Genomic DNA, 17,968 nt, shown 5'->3' on the forward strand with positions numbered 1-17,968 from the left:
GGTTGATAGGCCAGATCTGGAAGCCCGGCAACGGGTGGAGGTGACTGGTACTAATAGGCCGAGGGCTTGTCCTCAGTTGCTCGCGTCCACTGTGTTGGTTCTGAAACCACGAACAACCCCACGTTTGTCACAGAGCGTGGCTGGTTGACAGTTTCATAGTGTTTCGGTGGTCATAGCGTGAGGGAAACGCCCGGTTACATTCCGAACCCGGAAGCTAAGCCTCACAGCGCCGATGGTACTGCAGGGGGGACCCTGTGGGAGAGTAGGACGCCGCCGAACTAAAATTAGAGCTCCGGCTCTCGGGAATCTTCCCGAGAGCCGGAGCTTTTTTGTTTTCCAGCAGCCTTTTCAGCAGTGTTCCCCGATGACGCCCCCGCTCGTGCCTCCCCCTCTGCGCTGGGGCGCCGCGGCTGCGGGTAAGGTCAGGGGGCATCGTTGGCTCGTTTCCCACAGGAGGCCCCCGGGTGGAGGTCCAGGAGACCCGCGTTCAGACGAACCGGGTCCTCACCATCCCGAACATCCTCAGCATGGCGCGCCTCGCCGGCGTGCCCCTCTTCCTGTGGTTGATCCTCAGGCCGGAGTTCGGTGGTCCCAACAGTGACGGTTGGGCCCTGCTCGTCCTCATGCTGAGCGGTATCAGCGACTATCTGGACGGCAAGCTCGCCCGGCGCTGGAACCAGATCAGCAGCCTCGGCCGACTGCTGGATCCCGCGGCCGACCGGCTCTACATTCTGTCGACCCTTGTCGGACTCACCTGGCGCGAGATTCTCCCGATCTGGCTCACGGCGGCCCTTCTCGCCCGCGAGCTGGTTCTGCTGGTGATGGTGTGGATCCTCCGGCGCCACGGCTATCCGCCACCGCAGGTGAACTTCCTCGGGAAGGCGGCCACCTTCAACCTGATGTACGCGTTCCCGTTGCTGCTGCTCAGCGACGCGAGCGGCTGGATCGCGACAGTCGGCGCTATTTTCGGATGGGCGTTCGCCGGATGGGGTACAACCCTCTATTGGTGGGCAGGAGTCCTCTACGTGGTACAGGTCCGCCGGTTGATCCGAGCGGACACCATGGCCGATTGAGCTCGGCCCGATTGGGCGGCTCTGGTGCCCCGATGGCCCCCGCTCGAAATCTGCGGGACAATCAGGACGGGTGAAGTCGGCTGTACCGTCGTCTCTTCAAGGAGGACGCTTCCGACATGAAGGCCGTCGTGATGGCCGGAGGCGAAGGCACACGCCTTCGCCCGATGACCTCGAGCATGCCCAAGCCGCTCCTGCCCGTGGCGAACCGCCCGATCATGGAGCACGTGCTCAGGCTGCTCAAAAGGCATGGGCTCAACGAAACAGTCGTCACTGTCCAGTTCCTGGCCTCCATGGTCAAGAACTACTTCGGTGACGGCGAAGAGCTCGGCATGGAGCTCACCTATGCCAATGAGGAGAAGCCACTCGGTACTGCCGGCAGCGTCAAGAACGCCGAGGAGGCGTTGAAAGACGACGCCTTCCTCGTCATCTCCGGTGACGCCCTTACCGACTTCGATCTCACCGAACTCATCGCCTTCCACAAGGAAAAGGGCGCCCTCGTCACCGTCTGTCTGACGCGCGTTCCCAATCCGCTGGAATTCGGCATCACCATCGTGGACGAGGAAGGCAAGGTCGAACGCTTCCTGGAGAAGCCGACCTGGGGCCAGGTCTTCTCGGACACCGTGAACACGGGCATCTACGTCATGGAGCCCGAGGTCTTCGACTACGTCGAGGCCGATGTCTCCGTCGACTGGTCCGGCGACGTCTTCCCCCAGCTGATGAAGGAAGGCAAGCCCGTCTACGGCTATATCGCCGAGGGCTACTGGGAGGACGTCGGAACCCACGAGAGCTATGTGAAGGCCCAGGCCGACGTCCTGGAGGGCAAGGTCGACGTCGAACTCGACGGGTTCGAGATCTCCCCGGGCGTCTGGGTGGCCGAGGGCGCGGAGGTGCACCCCGACGCCGTGCTGCGCGGGCCGCTCTACATCGGTGACTACGCCAAGGTCGAGGCCAACGCCGAGATCCGCGAGCACACCGTCGTCGGCTCCAACGTCGTCGTCAAGAGCGGCGCGTTCCTGCACCGGGCCGTCGTGCACGACAACGTGTACATCGGGCAGCACAGCAATCTGCGCGGCTGTGTGGTCGGGAAGAACACCGACATCATGCGGGCCGCCCGCATCGAGGACGGCGCCGTGATCGGCGACGAGTGCCTCGTCGGTGAAGAATCGATCATTCAGGGCAACGTCCGCGTCTACCCGTTCAAGACCATCGAGGCCGGCGCCTTCGTCAACACCTCGGTGATCTGGGAGTCGCGGGGCCAGGCCCACCTTTTCGGCGCTCGTGGCGTCTCCGGGATCCTGAACGTCGAGATCACCCCGGAGCTGGCCGTGCGTCTGGCGGGTGCCTACGCGACGACCCTCAAGAAGGGTTCCACCGTCACCACGGCCCGCGACCACTCCCGAGGTGCTCGTGCGCTGAAACGGGCGGTGATCTCCGCGTTGCAGGCCAGCGCCATGGACGTACGCGACCTGGAGAACGTACCCCTGCCCGTGGCCCGGCAGCAGACGGCCCGGGGCAGTGCCGGCGGAATCATGATCCGGACGACGCCAGGAGTGCCCGACTCCGTCGACATCATGTTCTTCGACGGGCAGGGTGCCGACCTGTCGCAGGGTGGTCAGCGGAAGCTGGACCGGGTGTTCGCGCGACAGGAGTACCGGCGCGCCTTCCCCGGCGAGATCGGGGACCTGCACTTCCCCGCGAGTGTCTTCGACTCGTACACGGGATCCCTGCTGCGCAACGTCGACACCACCGGGATCGCGGATTCCGGGCTGAAAGTGGTCGTCGACGCCTCCAACGGCAGTGCCGGACTGGTGCTGCCCAGCCTGCTGGGCAAGCTCGGTGTGGACTCTCTGGTGATCAATCCCGGTCTTGACGAGTCCAGGCCGACCGAGACGGTGGAGACGCGTCGGGCCGGCCTGGTGCGGCTGGGCGAGATCGTCGCCTCCGCGCGGGCCGCGTTCGGTGTGCGCTTCGACCCGGTGGGCGAGCGGCTCTCGCTCGTCGACGAGAAGGGGCGGATCGTCGAGGACGACCGGGCCCTGCTCGTGATGCTCGACCTGGTGGCCGCAGAGCGGCGCAGCGGGCGGGTGGCGCTGCCCGTGACGACCACACGGATCGCCGAACAGGTGGCGGCGTACCACGGCACGCAGGTGGAGTGGACGACCACGTCGCCGGACGACCTGACCCGGGTCGGCCGCGAGGAGTCGACGATCTTCGGCGGCGACGCGCGCGGCGGGTTCATCATTCCCGAGTTCAGCGGCGTCTTCGACGGTGCGGCCGCCTTCGTACGGCTCATCGGTCTGGTGGCGCGGACACAGCTCACGCTCAGCCAGATCGACGCCCGGATTCCGCGGGCGCATGTTCTCAAGCGGGATCTCGCGACTCCGTGGGCCGTGAAGGGGCTGGTGATGCGCCGGGTCGTGGAGGAGGCGGGAGACCGCTTCGTGGACACGACGGACGGTGTCCGTGTCGTGGAGACGGACGGACGCTGGGTGATGGTGCTGCCGGACCCGGCCGAGGCTGTCACCCATCTGTGGGCGGAGGGGCCGGACGACACCTCCGCGGAGGCTCTGCTCGACGAGTGGGCGGCCGTCGTGGACAGCGCAGGCCGCTGAAACGATCTTCACCCGTACGTGTCGGACAAGTGCCCCCAAGGGGGCCTGTCCGGCACGTTGGTGGGGCCATTCGGAGGTAGCACCCGCGACGTGCGACGATGTGCGGCATGCCGCAGCAGCCCCCCGTTCGGAGCAGCGCTCCGCGCCCCTCGCGCCCGGACGCCTCCATGTCGCTGCTCACCAACGTCATGGACCACAGCCTCGACGAGGGGTATGCCGAGGCGGCGGCCCGCAAGGAGGCCGAGGGTGCCGGTGGCCTGCCGAAGACGGTCCGGGCCAAGCTGGCTCTGGCGGCGGGTCTGGTGCTCGCCGCGCTCGTGGTCACCGTCGGGGCGGCGAACGCCCGGCTCGCGGCCCCTGTCGTGGCCAAGGAGCGCCAGGAGCTGATCGACCGCGTCGAGCGCGAGACGACGGCCGCGGACAAGCTGGAGAGCGGCGTCGACACCCTGCGCGCCGATGTGAGCGCCCGCCAGCGCGCGGCGCTGAAGAAGGACGGCGGTGAGCAGGCCGATCTGGTGAGCGTCCTGTCCGGCGCCACCGACGTGCACGGTCCGGGTGTGAAGCTCGTCGTCAACGACGCCAAGGAAGCCAGTAAGGGCGGTGACGGCACCAACCCGCGGGAGACCTCGGGATTCTCCGACACCGGACGGGTCCGGGACCGTGACATGCAGCGCGTGGTCAACGGGCTGTGGGAGTCGGGCGCCGAGGCCGTCTCCGTCAACGGACAGCGGCTGACCGCTCTGTCGGCCATCCGGGCCGCGGGTGACGCGATACTGGTCGACAACAAGCCGCTGGTGCCGCCGTACACGGTGCTCGCGGTGGGGGACGGCCAGCGGCTCAGCACCAGGTTCCAGAACAGCGCCGACGGGCTGTATCTGCATGCCCTGCAGGAGAACTACGGCATCAGGACCGGCATCTCCGTCGAGGGGGACGTCCGGTTGTCCGCCGCACCGAGTGTGATCGTACGTACAGCAGAGCCGAGAACAGAGAAGGGCACACCGTGATCGCCGTACTGGGCCTCGTCGTGGGAGTCGTGGCTGGACTGTTGGTCCGGCCCGAGGTTCCGGCGGTCGTCGAGCCTTACCTTCCGATCGCCGTCGTGGCGGCGCTCGACGCCGTGTTCGGCGGTCTGCGCGCGATGCTCGACGGCATCTTCGACGACAAGGTCTTCGTGGTCTCGTTCCTGTCGAACGTGGTCGTCGCCGCGCTGATCGTCTTCCTGGGTGACAAGTTGGGCGTGGGCGCCCAGCTGTCCACGGGTGTCGTGGTCGTCCTCGGCATCCGGATCTTCTCCAACGCCGCGGCCATCCGCCGGCACGTGTTCCGGGCGTGAGGCCGATGAGCAACGAGAACGAAGCCGAGACCCCCGAGAACCCGCTGCGCAGGGAGCTGCCGGAAGAGGTCCCCCCGGCCGTGGAGGAGCCCGAGCCTCAGGCGGCCGAGGAGAGTGGCGTGCCGTCGCTGTCCGGCCGTCAGAGGCTGGTCAAGGGGCTGTGGCCGCCGCGGGTGTCGCGTGCCCAACTCATCGTCGCGGTGCTGCTGTTCGGTCTTGGCTTCGGCCTGGCCGTCCAGGTGGCGTCCAACAGCGACGGTGACAGCGCGCTGCGCGGCGCGCGCCAGGAGGATCTCGTGCGCATTCTCGATGAACTCGACAGCCGCACTCAGCGTCTTGAGGACGAGAAGCAGGGTCTCGAGGACCAGCGCACCGAGCTGGAGAACAGCTCGGACCAGGCCGAGGAGGCCCGCAAGCAGACGGTCGAGAAGGAGAAACAACTCGGCATTCTGGCGGGCACCGTGGCCGCTCAGGGGCCCGGCATCACGTTGACCATCGACGACGCGAAGGGGACGGTCAAGGCGGACATGCTGCTCGACGCCGTCCAGGAGCTGCGCGCCGCCGGTGCGGAGGCGATCCAGGTGAACGGCGTGCGCGTGGTCGCCGGTACCTACCTGTCCGACTCCGGGAGCGGAGTGAAGGTCGACGGGAACAAGATCACCCAGCCGTATCGTTTCAAGGTCATCGGCAAGCCGCAGGACCTGGAGCCGGCGCTGAACATTCCGGGAGGCGTGGTGCAGACACTGGAGAAGGAGCAGGCCACCGTCACGGTGGACCGCTCCACGAAGATCATCGTAGATGCCTTGCGACCGGCGGAGCGGCCTGACTACGCTCGGTCGTCCTCCCGGTGAACGGCGGTCGGATGAGGGCCGTCGGGCGAGGGCAGGAGGTTGCGGGGGGTCGGCGCACCGAATGGGTGGTGCGTGGTGGAAACTGTCTGGTGGATACGGACGTTGTGAGGATGTCCGGGTCGACCGGTGTGTTCAATCAGGGTTCGTCCTGCCCCACGGGCGGGTCTGTTTCGGTCAAGGGGAATCGCCCGTGAAGTTGTTTGCGAAGTTGTTCGGCAAGAGCTCGCGAGAGGACAGCGGCGACAACGCGTCCGCCCGTCATCGCGCACCGCGCCAGGGAGACGCGGAGGCCCAGAGCGGCGACCGCCCGCTGTTCCGGGACCAGGTCACCGGTCCCGGTGGTCAGGGCGCGTCGTCTGTTGACCCTGGCCAGCCCGGCCGCATAGGTTTCGGGGAACCGTCAGCCTCGAGCGCGGGTGGAGGGTTCGCCTCCGACCCGTATGCGTCCCATGCCCCTGGTGGGCAGCCGCGGCAGGAGGATCCGTCCATGTCGGCCCAGGTGTGTACGAGGTGCGGGAACCGCAACGCGGAGAACAGCCGGTTCTGTTCCAACTGCGGTGCGCCGCTGCGGGGTGGACCGGAGCGTCCGTCGGAGACGACCTCCACGATCTCCATCTCCGGCATCGAGGCCTACGACGCCGAGGTGACGGGCCAGACGCCGTCGCCGATGCTCTCCCCGGAGGCGCAGGCGGCCGTCGACGCGCTGCCGGTCGGTTCGGCGCTCCTGGTGGTGCGCCGTGGCCCCAACTCGGGCAGCCGCTTCCTGCTGGACGGTGAGCTGACCACGGCCGGGCGTCATCCGCAGAGCGACATCTTCCTCGACGACGTGACGGTGTCGCGTCGGCACGTGGAGTTCCGTCGCGTCGCGGACGGCTCGTTCACGGTCGCCGACGTCGGCAGCCTGAACGGCACGTACGTCAACCGGGAGCGGATCGACCAGGTGCCTCTGTCGAACGGTGACGAGGTGCAGATCGGCAAGTACCGGCTGGTGTTCTACGCGAGCCAGCGGGGCATCTGACCCTCCCCCAACTCCGTCCGGGGGGACACCGAGGGAATGTCCATGCTTCAAACACCGAGCGGCGGTGCCGGCAGCGGTACCGCCGCCGGCACCGCCGGCGGTGCCGGCAGCGGTACCGCCGCCGCGGACAGTGGGCTGATGAGCATCGGCGCGGTGCTGAGCCTGCTGCGCGACGAGTTCCCCGAAGTCACCATCTCCAAGATCAGGTTTTTGGAGTCGGAGGGGCTGGTCGAGCCGCGGCGGACCCCTTCGGGGTATCGCAAGTTCAGCGCGGACGATGTCGAGCGTCTCGGCCACGTCCTGAGGATGCAGCGTGACCACTACCTCCCGCTGAAGGTGATCCGCGAGCATCTGGACGCCCTGGCGCGCGGCGAGCAGGTGCGCCTGCCCTCCGTGGGCCGCCAGCGCGGCGCGGGGGAGGGAGAGCACCCCGGAGAGCTCTACGGGGAGCCCGAGGGGCCCACGGTGGCCCGGGTGGGCCGTGAGGAGCTGCTGGCCGCCGCCGAGATCGGTGAGCAGCAGCTCCAGGAGTGGGAGTCGTACGGACTGATCGGTCCGTTGCCCGACGGTGTCTACGACGCGGAGGCGGTGACCGTCGCCGCGCTCGTCGTCGAGCTGGGCCGCTTCGGGATCGAGCCGCGCCATCTGAGGGCGATGAAGGCCGCGGCGGAACGGGACGCGGGTCTGGTGGACCAGGTGGTCGCCCCCCTGCGGCTCCATCGCAATCCGCAGACGCGGGCCCACGCCGAGGCGCGTACGAAGGAACTCGCGGGCCTCACGGTGAAGCTGCACGCGGCGCTCGTGCAGACCGCGCTTGGTGTGCGTCTGCGCTGATCCGTGCCACCGGCGCGGACCGTGGATCGTCCACCCGTTCTGTGCCCGACTACCCAAACGTCCCGGGCACGGCCTAGGGTTGCTGTGTGAACGAGCTCGATGTCGTAGGTGTCCGGGTCGAAATGCCCTCCAACCAACCGATCGTGCTTCTGCGTGAAGTGGGAGGCGACCGCTACCTCCCCATCTGGATCGGACCGGGGGAGGCGACGGCGATCGCCTTCGCTCAGCAGGGCATGGCCCCCGCACGACCGCTGACCCACGACCTGTTCAAGGACGTGCTGGAGGCCGTCGGCCAGGAGCTCACCGAAGTACGGATCACCGACCTGCGCGAGGGCGTCTTCTACGCCGAGCTCGTCTTCGCCAGCGGGGTCGAGGTGAGTGCCAGGCCGTCGGACGCCATAGCGCTGGCCCTGCGCACCGGGACGCCCATCTACGGCAGCGACGGGGTGCTCGACGACGCGGGCATCGCGATCCCGGACGAGCAGGAGGACGAGGTGGAGAAGTTCCGCGAGTTCCTCGACCAGATCTCGCCCGAGGACTTCGGCACCAACAGTCAGTGAGCCGGCCGGGCGGACGGCCTCTCCGGGTGGCATTTGCCCGCGGCGCGTGTGGTGTGCCGCGGCCCGTGCCGAGAGCATTCGGCTAGCCTTTCCCCGCGGTAGGGCACGGGAAACCACTCTTAGGGTGATTATCACTCGGCGTGCCGAGTGTGGCGATCGTTGACGCGCCCCTGGTGACTGCCTACCGTCGAGAAGGCAGGTCAAGGACGGAGGTCGGCGTGAGAAGCAGCGGCGACGGTACGGCTGGGGGTGCTCCCGGACACGGTCCGGGAGAGAGCGGCCCGTACCCTCCCCCAAGCTCTCGGCTCGGCTCGAGCGGGGGGCGCCCCCAGCATGGCAGTGCGGCCGACCACCTTCCGGTGCGGCCGGCGGCAGTGCCCGATGAGGGAGGGACTGTTCCCGAGGAGGTCGGTTACCGGGGGCCCACGGCGTGTGCCGCCGCGGGCATCACCTACCGGCAGCTCGACTACTGGGCGCGGACCGGACTGGTCGAGCCCAGCGTGCGTCCCGCCTACGGGTCGGGGACGCAGCGTCTCTACAGTTTCCGGGACGTGGTGGTGCTGAAGATCGTCAAGCGGTTCCTCGACACGGGGGTGTCGTTGCAGAACATCCGCACCACGGTCCAGCACCTGAGGGAGCGCGGCTTCCAGGACCTGGAGCGCATGACGCTCATGAGCGATGGCGCGACGGTCTACGAGTGCACCTCCCCGGACGAGGTCCACGCCCTGCTCCAGGGCGGCCAGGGCATCTTCGGTATCGCCGTGGGAGTGGTGTGGCGGGACGTCGAGGGCGCCCTGTCCCAGTTGCACGGAGAGCGCGTGGACACCGGCGAGACACTTCTCGCGCACCATCCCGCCGACGAACTGGCGCGCAGACGCAACCGCGCGGTGTGAGCCGCTCCGATGACGCGATGCCCCGGAGTGCCGGGGCATTGTCAGTGGCGTAGGGCAGCATCGGAGATGTGAGAACCACGCCCACGATCCTGCATCTCGACATGGATGCCTTCTTCGCCTCGGCGGAGCAGGCGTCCAAGCCGAGCCTGCGCGGGAAGGCCGTCGTGGTGGGCGGGCTCGGGCCCCGTGGCGTCGTCGCCACCGCCTCGTACGAGGCGCGCGTCTTCGGGGTGAACTCCGCGATGCCCATGGCCCAGGCCCGCAGGCGCGCGCCGAACGCCGCCTATCTCGTGCCGCGCTTCGGGCTGTACCGAGAGGTCAGCGAGCAGGTGATGGGGCTGCTGCGGGCCCTGTCGCCGCTGGTGGAGCCGCTGAGCCTGGACGAGGCGTTCGTGGACCTGGAGGCGGGCGGGACGGCGTGGGACGAGGCGTCGGCGCGGCTGACCGGGGCCAAGCTGCGCGCGGACATCCGGGCCGTCACGGGGCTCACGGGGTCGGTGGGGCTCGCCGCCTCCAAGATGCTGGCGAAGATCGCCTCGGAGCAGGCCAAGCCGGACGGTCTCGTCCTGATCGAGCCGGGCACCGAGCGCGCGCTGCTGGGACCGCTGCCGGTGCGGACGCTGCCGGGCGTGGGGCCGGCGACCGGCGACCATCTGCGCCGGGCGGGCATCACCACCGTCGAGGAGCTCGCCGAGGCGGGCGAGGACGAGCTCGTACGGCTGCTGGGCAAGGCCCACGGGCACGCCCTGTTCGCGATGGCGCTGGCCCACGACGAGCGGCCCGTGGTGGCCGAGCGGGAGACCAAGTCGGTCTCGGTCGAGGACACGTACGACGTGGACATCCACGAGCGGGTCAGGGTGGAGCTGGAGGTGCAGCGGCTCGCGGACCGGTGTGTGCGGCGGCTGCGCCGGGCCGCGCTGTCGGGCCGGACCATCGTGCTGAAGGTGCGCCGGTACGACTTCTCGACGCTGACCCGGTCCGAGACGCTGCGGGGGCCCACGGACGACCCCGGAGTCGTCCGGGAGGCCGCCGCCCGGCTCCTGGAGGGCGTGGACACGACCGGTGGCGTCCGTCTGCTGGGGGTCGGCGTCACCGGGCTCGCGGACTACACGCAGGAGGACCTGTTCGCTCAGGCGCAGGCCGCGGCCGCTGGGGAGCCGGCGGCCGAGGAGCATGCCGCGGACGAACCGTCCGAGGCGGCCGCCTCGGACGGGGAGACGGCCCCGGCGGAGCGGCGGTGGCCTTCCGGGCACGACGTGCGGCATGGCGAGTTCGGGCACGGCTGGGTGCAGGGGAGCGGGCTGGGGCGGGTCACGGTGCGCTTCGAGACGCCGTACTCCGGGCCCGGCCGGGTGCGGACCTTCCGGACGGACGATCCGCAGCTGGAGCCGGCCGACCCGCTGCCCCTGGTGGAGCGAAGACCCGAGGACGCCGGCGGGCAGCCGGCCGGCGCCGGGCCGTCGGTGTCAGCGGTCGGGACGCACGGCTCAGGCCCTGGGGATCAGGTGTCCTCCGAGCCCGCGAGCCGGCCGAAGTCCCGGTCCGGGGGCGGAGGGGACGCCACGTCGAGGCCGTAGTGGTGGTAGAGCTGGAGCTCCTGTTCCGGGGAGAGGTGGCGCCCGACGCCGAAGTCGGGGGCGTCCTTGATCAGGGCCCGCTCGAACGGGATGCGCAGGGTCCCCTCGACGATCTCGCTGGGCTCCAGGGGCACGAAGGCGTCCCTGCTGAACAGCCCGGTGCGTATGGCCGCCCATTCCGGGACACCGGTCGCGTCGTCGAGGTAGACCTCGTCGATCGTGCCGATCTTGGTGCCGTTGCTGTCGAACGCCTTGCGGCCGATCAGGTTGCGCGGATCGATGTCGGTCTGCACGGTCCCTCCATTGGTCGCAAACTCATCCGTAGGTACTACGAAAGAGCACATTTGTGAAGGTGGCCACTCGAAGGCTGCCGTCTTGTCCTCGCTGGTAGGCTGGCAAGCGGCTGCTGATCCCGTGCGGGAGAGTCCTCCGGATTTCGCGGAGGCGCCGAAGGAGCAACTCCTCCCCGGAATCTCTCAGGCTCACGTACCGCACGGACGAGGTCACTCTGGAAAGCAGAGCGAGTGCTTATGGCATCCGCTCTCACCGACGGTGAAAGCCGGGTCGTCCACGGGACCATCCGGTGAAACTCTCAGGTTGAGATGACAGAGGGGGAGGCCGTCGGGGTGCCCGTGCCGGGGTGCCCCTCGAAGGTCGCGTCAGACCAGGAGGCCTCCGCCATGACCGCCCCTCGCATTCCGCTCTCCGAGCTCGAACAGGGAATCCCCTTCGAGCAGCGCCACATCGGCCCCGACTCCGAAGCCCGGGCCAAGATGCTCGCGCAGGTCGGATACGGCTCGCTCGACGAGCTGACGGCCGCCGCGGTGCCGGACGTGATCAAGAACGTCGAGGCCCTGAAGCTGCCGGCCGCGCGCACCGAGGCCGAGGTCCTGGCCGAGCTCCGCTCCCTCGCGGACCGCAACCAGGTGCTCGGTTCGATGATCGGCCTCGGTTACTACGGCACGTTCACGCCGCCGGTGATCCTGCGCAACGTCATGGAGAACCCGGCCTGGTACACCGCGTACACGCCGTACCAGCCGGAGATCTCGCAGGGCCGCCTCGAGGCGCTGCTGAACTTCCAGACCGTCGTCGCCGAGCTGACCGGTCTGCCGACCTCCGGCGCCTCCCTCCTCGACGAGGGCACCGCCGCCGCCGAGGCCATGGCGCTGTCCCGCCGCATGGGCAAGAACAAGAAGGGCCTCTTCCTGGTCGACGCGGACGCGCTGCCGCAGACCATCGCCGTCATAGAGACACGTGCCGAGCCGACCGGTGTCGAGATCGTCGTCGCCGACCTCGCCGACGGCATCCCGGCCGACCTCGCCGGACGCGAGATCAACGGCGTGCTGATCCAGTACCCGGGCGCCTCCGGTGCCGTACGCGACATCAAGCCGATCATCCAGCAGGCGCACGAGCTGGGCGCGGTCGTCACCGTCGCCGCCGATCTGCTCGCCCTGACCCTGCTGACCTCGCCCGGCGAGCTCGACGCGGACATCGCGGTCGGTACGACGCAGCGCTTCGGTGTGCCGATGGGCTTCGGGGGCCCGCACGCCGGTTACATGGCGGTGCGCGAGAAGTTCGCGCGCAGCCTCCCCGGCCGGCTGGTCGGTGTGTCCGTGGACGCCGACGGGCACAAGGCGTACCGCCTCGCCCTCCAGACGCGTGAGCAGCACATCCGCCGTGAGAAGGCGACCAGCAACATCTGTACCGCTCAGGTGCTGCTCGCCGTGATGGCCGGCATGTACGCCGTCTACCACGGCCCCGAGGGCCTGCGGACCATCGCACGGCGTACCCACCGCTACGCCACCGTCCTGGCCGCGGGTCTCACCGCCGGCGGCGCCGAGGTCGTGCACGGCGCGTACTTCGACACGCTCACCGTGCGGGTCCCGGGCCGCGCCGCCGCGATCGTGGCCGCCGCGCGCGACCACGGCGTCAACCTCCACCTCGTCGACGCCGACCAGGTGTCGATCTCGTGCGACGAGACGACCACGCGCGAGCAGCTCGCCGCCGTGTGGACCGCGTTCGGCGCCGAGGGCGACGTCGAGGCGCTGGACGCGAGCACCGAGGACACCCTGCCGGCCGCGCTGCAGCGGACCGACGCGTACCTGACGCACCCCGTGTTCCACGAGCACCGCTCCGAGACGGCGATGCTGCGCTACCTGCGCAGGCTCTCCGACCGCGACTACGCGCTCGACCGCGGCATGATCCCGCTGGGCTCCTGCACCATGAAGCTCAACGCGACCACCGAGATGGAGCCGGTCACCTGGCCCGAGTTCGGGCAGCTGCACCCCTTCGTGCCCGCCGAGCAGGCGCGCGGCTACCTGACGCTCATCCACGAGCTGGAGGACCAGCTCGCCGAGGTCACCGGCTACGACAAGGTGTCGCTCCAGCCCAACGCCGGTTCGCAGGGCGAGCTGGCCGGTCTGCTGGCCGTCCGCGGCTACCACCGTGCCAACGGCGACGACCAGCGCACCGTCTGCCTCATCCCGTCCTCCGCGCACGGCACCAACGCCGCCAGCGCCGTGATGGCCGGTATGAAGGTCGTCGTCGTGAAGACCGCGGACGACGGCGAGATCGACGTCGCGGACCTGCGCGCCAAGATCGAGCAGTACCGCGACGAGCTGTCGGTCCTGATGATCACGTACCCCTCGACGCACGGTGTGTTCGAGGAGCACGTCGCCGACATCTGCGCCCAGGTGCACGAGGCCGGCGGCCAGGTCTACGTCGACGGCGCCAACCTCAACGCCCTGGTGGGTCTCGCCAAGCCGGGTCACTTCGGCGGCGACGTCTCGCACCTGAACCTGCACAAGACCTTCTGCATCCCGCACGGCGGCGGCGGCCCCGGCGTCGGCCCGGTCGGTGTGCGCGCGCACCTGGCGCCGTACCTGCCGAACCACCCGCTCCAGCCCGAGGCCGGTCCCGAGACCGGTGTCGGCCCGATCTCGGCCGCTCCCTGGGGTTCCGCGGGCATCCTGCCCATCTCCTGGTCCTACGTCCGGCTGATGGGCGGCGAGGGCCTCAAGCGCGCCACGCAGGTGGCCGTGCTCTCCGCCAACTACATCGCCAAGCGCCTGGAGCCGCACTACCCGGTGCTCTACACCGGCCCCGGTGGCCTGGTCGCGCACGAGTGCATCATCGACCTGCGTCCGCTCACCAAGGCGACCGGCGTGAGCGTCGACGACATCGCCAAGCGCCTGATCGACTACGGCTTCCACGCGCCGACGATGTCGTTCCCGGTGGCCGGCACGCTGATGATCGAACCGACCGAGTCCGAGGACCTGGGCGAGATCGACCGGTTCTGCGACGCGATGATCGCGATCCGCGCGGAGATCGAGAAGGTCGGCGGCGGCGAGTGGTCCGTGGACGACAACCCGCTGCGCGGGGCGCCGCACACGGCCGCCGCGCTCGGCGGCGACTGGGAGCACCCCTACAGCCGCGAGGTGGCCGTCTTCCCGGCCGGTGTCTCGGCCGCCGACAAGTACTGGCCGCCGGTGCGCCGCATCGACCAGGCGTACGGCGACCGGAACCTCGTCTGCTCCTGCCCGCCGCTGGACGCCTACGAGGACTGATCAGCGCTCGGCACGTGGACGCCTACGAGGAGTGACCATCCTCGGACATGCGTCGGGGCCGGTTCGGAGAGTGCGTCTCCGGGCCGGCCCCTTGTGTGTCTGGGCGGCCTGGCGCGGCCGCCCGGGGTCGTGCGGCCTCAGGCGGCCGTCATCACCGGCGCGCCGCCCAGCGGGCGGTGCGGGGCGATGATCTGGCCGTCCGGCAGGAGCTCACCGGTGTCCTCGAAGAGCAGAACGCCGTTGCACAGCAGGCTCCATCCCTGCTCCGGGTGGTGCGCCGCGAGGCGGGCGGACTCCCGGTCGGCTGATTCGGCTGACGGACACGGTGGCTGGTGCTGGCACATGGATGGGATCTTTCGCTGGGTCGAGACGTGAGTGTTGGCTGTGGTGTCTGTCTTGCGGCTTGAGGTACTCATGGCCGCCCCCCGTTGATGTGTGACCTGACCCCAGTGTTGCCCCACGGGCGCCAATCCGCAGGGATTTGGGGGCACCGCTTCTCACAGGTTTATGACGCGTCACCCGTGCGGAGGGTTCACCCCAACCGCGCTGTCCTTTCGGGTGGTTCGAGGGGGCCGGATCGGGCTAGTCCGGTCGGGCGTTCAGCGCGTTTCCCCTCGTACGAGCGGTCTTCGGCCCTAACGAGCGAGGTGCTCTCGGGGTTCGTGACAGCGCCGTGCCCCGCTGCAGGTTTACCCGTGTGGGGTACGGCTGCGGGGCACGGACGCGAGGCGGCGGAGACTCAGGCGGGCGAGCTGAGGAGCGGTGCCGGGGTGACCCGGTGGGTGAGGACCGGCAGCAGTTCGGTGACGAGGTAGGGCCGGTGCGCGGCGATGCCGGGCGGGGCGGGTGCGAGCGGGACCAGGAGGTCGGTGGCGGCCGGATGGCCGGTGGCGCCGTCCGCTGTGCAGTCGCCGTGCAGCCAGAGCGTGAGCATGTACAGCTCCGGCACGGACAACAGGCGTGCTTGGTAGGGCTGTTGCATGGTCTCGGCCTGCCGCAGGGCGAGCTCGGTGGCGGTGACGTAAGGGCCCTCGAAGAAGCGCGAGAAGGCCCAGCCGTCCGGAGTCAGCATGGTGTCGGCCGCGGCCACCGCACGGTCGCCGGAGCGGATCAGGAAACGCCACCCGGCGAGCCGGGTGGCGGAGGCGCCCGCGGGAGTGATGCGATCCAGGACGTGGACGGGCAGCGGGAGTTCGGGGGTGACAGGTCCCTGTGCCAGGCGCAGGGACGGGGTGCGGGCTTCGCGGACAGCGGTGGGGGAACCGAGTGCCGTGAGTACGGTGCGCAGGGCGGGCGCGGGAGCCGGGGGTACGTGCAGCGGCATGTGGGTCGCCTCTCATTCGACAGGCACAGTGGCGCGAGGGCGGGGGCGGACGGCGCTGTCAGCTCTCGGGTCAGAGGGCGAGGGGTCTGGATCTGCCGACAGGGTGTCGCCTGCCGCCGTCACCGTGACGACAGGACCAAGGACCGCGAGCGCCAACTCTCTGCCTCGGTAGCGGAGTTTATACGACGCGTGTTCAGGCGTTGTTTCGTCTAGTCGCCCCGAATTCGAAGAACAAGTCGATATCCGGTCGGTGAAATGCGGGATTCATCCCGGTTCTGTGCGATCGAATCGCGGTGACCTCGGAATACTTCGCCCGAGCGGTCGGCCGATTCTCGTCGGCGTTTTTTACGAGATCGTTTCGGGCGGCAAACTTGCTGAATGCCCCATGCCTCGTGAATGTGCCCGGGGCCGATGTCCAGACTAGCGGCCGAAGAGCGCGCGCGGGACGTTATGGATCGTGTTGCCTGGGCATCATCCCCCGTGACCCGGGACGCCAGGGCCGGATGACGGCCTGCCCATCCAAGGAGGGACACTTCGATGGGGGAGAAGGTCGTGGCAGGGACGTTCGGCCTGTCCGATCGGCAGCGCCATCGCGACAAGCTCCGACAGTGTCTGGCGGGGCTGGAGCGACTGCTGGAGGAGAAGCGGTTCGACCGCCCGAAGAACCTGATGGGCCTGGAGATCGAATTGAATCTCGCAGGTCCCGACGGCATGCCCAGAATGATGAACGGGCAAGTACTCGAAAGGATTGCGAGCCGCGACTTCCAGACAGAACTCGCCATGTTCAACCTGGAAGTCAACATAGCCCCACACCGATTGGGTGGCCGGGTATTCGACCGGCTCGCCGAGGAGATCCGCACCTCGCTCGCCTACGCCCACCGGAAAGCCAGTGAGGTCGACGCCGGAATCGTCATGATCGGTATTCTGCCGACGCTCGGGCAGGACGATCTGGTGTCCTCCAACCTGTCGGACGTCGACCGGTACACGCTGCTCAACGATCAGATCGTGGCCGCGCGCGGTGAGGATTTCGAACTCGACATCGACGGGGTGGAGCGTCTGGTCTGCCGGTCGGCGTCCATCGCCCCCGAAGCCGCCTGCACCTCCGTGCAGTTGCACCTCCAGGTCACGCCGGGCCGGTTCGCGGACGTGTGGAACGCGGCGCAGGCGGTCGCGGCCCCACAGGTCGCGATCGGCGCCAACTCTCCCTTCCTGTTCGGGCGTGAGCTGTGGCGGGAGTCGAGGCCCCCGCTCTTCCAGCAGTCCACCGACACCCGGCCGCCGGAGCTCCAGGCACAGGGAGTCCGGCCCCGCACCTGGTTCGGCGAACGGTGGGTCACTTCGGCGTACGAGCTGTTCGAGGAGAACCTGCGGTTCTTCCCGCCGCTGCTGCCCATCTGCGACGACGAGGACCCGCTCGGTGTCCTCGATGCCGGGGGCGTGCCCAGGCTCGCCGAACTGGTGCTGCACAACGGCACGGTGTACCGCTGGAACCGGCCTGTGTACGGCATCGCCGACGGCGTCCCGCATCTGCGGGTCGAGAACCGGGTGCTGCCCGCGGGACCGACCGTCACCGACGTCCTCGCCAACGCGGCCTTCTACTACGGTCTGGTCCGCGCGCTCGCCGAGGAGCAGCGTCCGGTGTGGACCCGGCTGTCCTTCGAGGCGGCCGCCGCCAACTTCGACGAGGCCTGCCGGCACGGCATCGACGCGCGCCTGGAGTGGCCGCGGCGTGGCCGCTACGGCGGGACCGCGCAGGTGGACGCGGTGAGCCTGGTGCGCGACGAACTGCTGCCGCTGGCCGCCGCCGGGCTGGACGCCTGGGGGGTCGAGCCCGCCGACCGGGACTTCTATCTGGGCGTGATCGAGGACCGGTGCAGGCTGCGCGTCAACGGCGCGACCTGGCAGGCGGCCACCTTCCACCGGGCCCTGGAGAAGGGGCTCGGCCGCGAGGCCGCGCTTGCCGCGACGACGCGGCGCTACGGCGAGCTGATGCATCTCGGGGAGCCCGTGCACACCTGGCCGGTGGGACTGCCGGAGCCGGTTCCGCTGGGGTGACGCGCGACGGTGCGCGGGGCCCGGCGCCGGCCATCGGGCTTCGGGGTCTGTCGTCGAGGCCCGTCCCCGACGGCTCGGCGTGGGCGTGGGCGACGGGACGGTGGCCCGCGCGGGCGGGCGGTCGTGGCCGGTGAAGGGCGTTCGCGTGCTGCGCGTATCCAGGTGATCGCGGTCGGTCGGGGTCGACCGCGTGGATGTGGTCAGTCCGGGCACCCGCATGGTCGTGGTGGGTCCGGGGCGCTCGCGCGGATTCGGTCGGCCCCGGCCGCCCG

Annotated in this window: 15 protein-coding genes, 1 rRNA gene and 1 riboswitch; of the genes, 13 read left to right on the plus strand and 3 right to left on the minus strand. The window is 69.3% G+C overall.

Going from position 1 to position 17,968, the window contains the following annotated elements:
* The first annotated feature begins 162 nt into the window (after positions 1–162).
* From rrf to ACF07B_RS26675, 11 genes are all read left to right on the plus strand, one after another.
* Positions 163–279 (plus strand): 5S ribosomal RNA (gene rrf / locus ACF07B_RS26625).
* A gap of 185 nt (positions 280–464) precedes the next feature.
* The gene (locus ACF07B_RS26630) at positions 465–1,073 is read left to right on the plus strand and encodes a CDP-alcohol phosphatidyltransferase family protein (RefSeq protein ID WP_362407796.1); all 609 of its coding nucleotides are present in this window, start codon (positions 465–467) and stop codon (positions 1,071–1,073) included.
* A 116-nt stretch (positions 1,074–1,189) separates the two neighbouring features.
* Positions 1,190–3,685, plus strand: coding sequence for a mannose-1-phosphate guanyltransferase (locus ACF07B_RS26635; protein WP_362407799.1), 2,496 nt, complete (start codon positions 1,190–1,192; stop codon positions 3,683–3,685).
* A gap of 98 nt (positions 3,686–3,783) precedes the next feature.
* Positions 3,784–4,689, plus strand: coding sequence for a DUF881 domain-containing protein (locus tag ACF07B_RS26640; RefSeq protein ID WP_392180789.1), 906 nt, complete (start codon positions 3,784–3,786; stop codon positions 4,687–4,689).
* Positions 4,686–5,018 (plus strand): small basic family protein, encoded by a 333-nt coding sequence (locus tag ACF07B_RS26645; RefSeq protein WP_003988855.1) that lies wholly within the window; start codon positions 4,686–4,688, stop codon positions 5,016–5,018. Before ACF07B_RS26640 ends, ACF07B_RS26645 begins: the two co-directional genes overlap by 4 nt.
* A 5-nt stretch (positions 5,019–5,023) precedes the next feature.
* Complete coding sequence (locus ACF07B_RS26650; RefSeq protein WP_369484784.1) at positions 5,024–5,869, plus strand: DUF881 domain-containing protein; 846 nt, start codon at positions 5,024–5,026, stop codon at positions 5,867–5,869.
* A 61-nt stretch (positions 5,870–5,930) separates the two neighbouring features.
* Positions 5,931–6,887: an FHA domain-containing protein gene (locus ACF07B_RS26655; protein ID WP_362407808.1), complete on the plus strand. Its 957-nt coding sequence runs from the start codon at positions 5,931–5,933 to the stop codon at positions 6,885–6,887.
* 42 nt (positions 6,888–6,929) lie between these two features.
* Positions 6,930–7,721 carry a MerR family transcriptional regulator gene (locus tag ACF07B_RS26660; protein ID WP_392180790.1) on the plus strand — a complete coding sequence of 264 codons (792 nt, stop codon included), beginning with the start codon at positions 6,930–6,932 and terminating at the stop codon, positions 7,719–7,721.
* 86 nt (positions 7,722–7,807) lie between these two features.
* On the plus strand, positions 7,808–8,281 hold the full coding sequence (locus ACF07B_RS26665) for a bifunctional nuclease family protein (RefSeq protein ID WP_006123076.1): 474 nt from the start codon (positions 7,808–7,810) through the stop codon (positions 8,279–8,281).
* A 218-nt stretch (positions 8,282–8,499) separates the two neighbouring features.
* Positions 8,500–9,174 carry a MerR family transcriptional regulator gene (locus tag ACF07B_RS26670; protein ID WP_362407815.1) on the plus strand — a complete coding sequence of 225 codons (675 nt, stop codon included), beginning with the start codon at positions 8,500–8,502 and terminating at the stop codon, positions 9,172–9,174.
* 68 nt (positions 9,175–9,242) lie between these two features.
* Complete coding sequence (locus ACF07B_RS26675) at positions 9,243–10,751, plus strand: DNA polymerase IV (protein WP_392180791.1); 1,509 nt, start codon at positions 9,243–9,245, stop codon at positions 10,749–10,751.
* Here ACF07B_RS26675 and ACF07B_RS26680 read toward each other — a convergent pair.
* Positions 10,676–11,044: a PRC-barrel domain-containing protein gene (locus ACF07B_RS26680; protein ID WP_369484781.1), complete on the minus strand. Its 369-nt coding sequence runs from the start codon at positions 11,042–11,044 to the stop codon at positions 10,676–10,678. The genes ACF07B_RS26675 and ACF07B_RS26680 overlap by 76 nt on opposite strands.
* Before the next feature lie 114 nt (positions 11,045–11,158).
* Positions 11,159–11,253, plus strand: a riboswitch (glycine riboswitch).
* A gap of 178 nt (positions 11,254–11,431) precedes the next feature.
* On the opposite strand from ACF07B_RS26680, the gene gcvP reads away from it, so the two are divergent.
* Positions 11,432–14,317 (plus strand): aminomethyl-transferring glycine dehydrogenase, encoded by a 2,886-nt coding sequence (gene gcvP, locus ACF07B_RS26685; RefSeq protein WP_392180792.1) that lies wholly within the window; start codon positions 11,432–11,434, stop codon positions 14,315–14,317.
* Between the two features lie 137 nt (positions 14,318–14,454).
* Here the strand turns inward: gcvP and ACF07B_RS26690 are convergent, their stop codons facing one another.
* Complete coding sequence (locus ACF07B_RS26690; RefSeq protein ID WP_261704097.1) at positions 14,455–14,661, minus strand: DUF5999 family protein; 207 nt, start codon at positions 14,659–14,661, stop codon at positions 14,455–14,457.
* Positions 14,662–15,056: 395 nt separating this feature from the next.
* Positions 15,057–15,641 (minus strand): hypothetical protein, encoded by a 585-nt coding sequence (locus ACF07B_RS26695; protein ID WP_392180793.1) that lies wholly within the window; start codon positions 15,639–15,641, stop codon positions 15,057–15,059.
* 537 nt (positions 15,642–16,178) lie between these two features.
* On the opposite strand from ACF07B_RS26695, the gene ACF07B_RS26700 reads away from it, so the two are divergent.
* Entirely contained in the window at positions 16,179–17,696 is a 1,518-nt protein-coding gene (locus tag ACF07B_RS26700; RefSeq protein WP_392180794.1) for a glutamate--cysteine ligase, read from the plus strand.
* Positions 17,697–17,968: the final 272 nt, after the last annotated feature.

It is taken from the genome of Streptomyces sp. NPDC015532 (assembly GCF_043078065.1).
Taxonomy (GTDB): domain Bacteria; phylum Actinomycetota; class Actinomycetes; order Streptomycetales; family Streptomycetaceae; genus Streptomyces.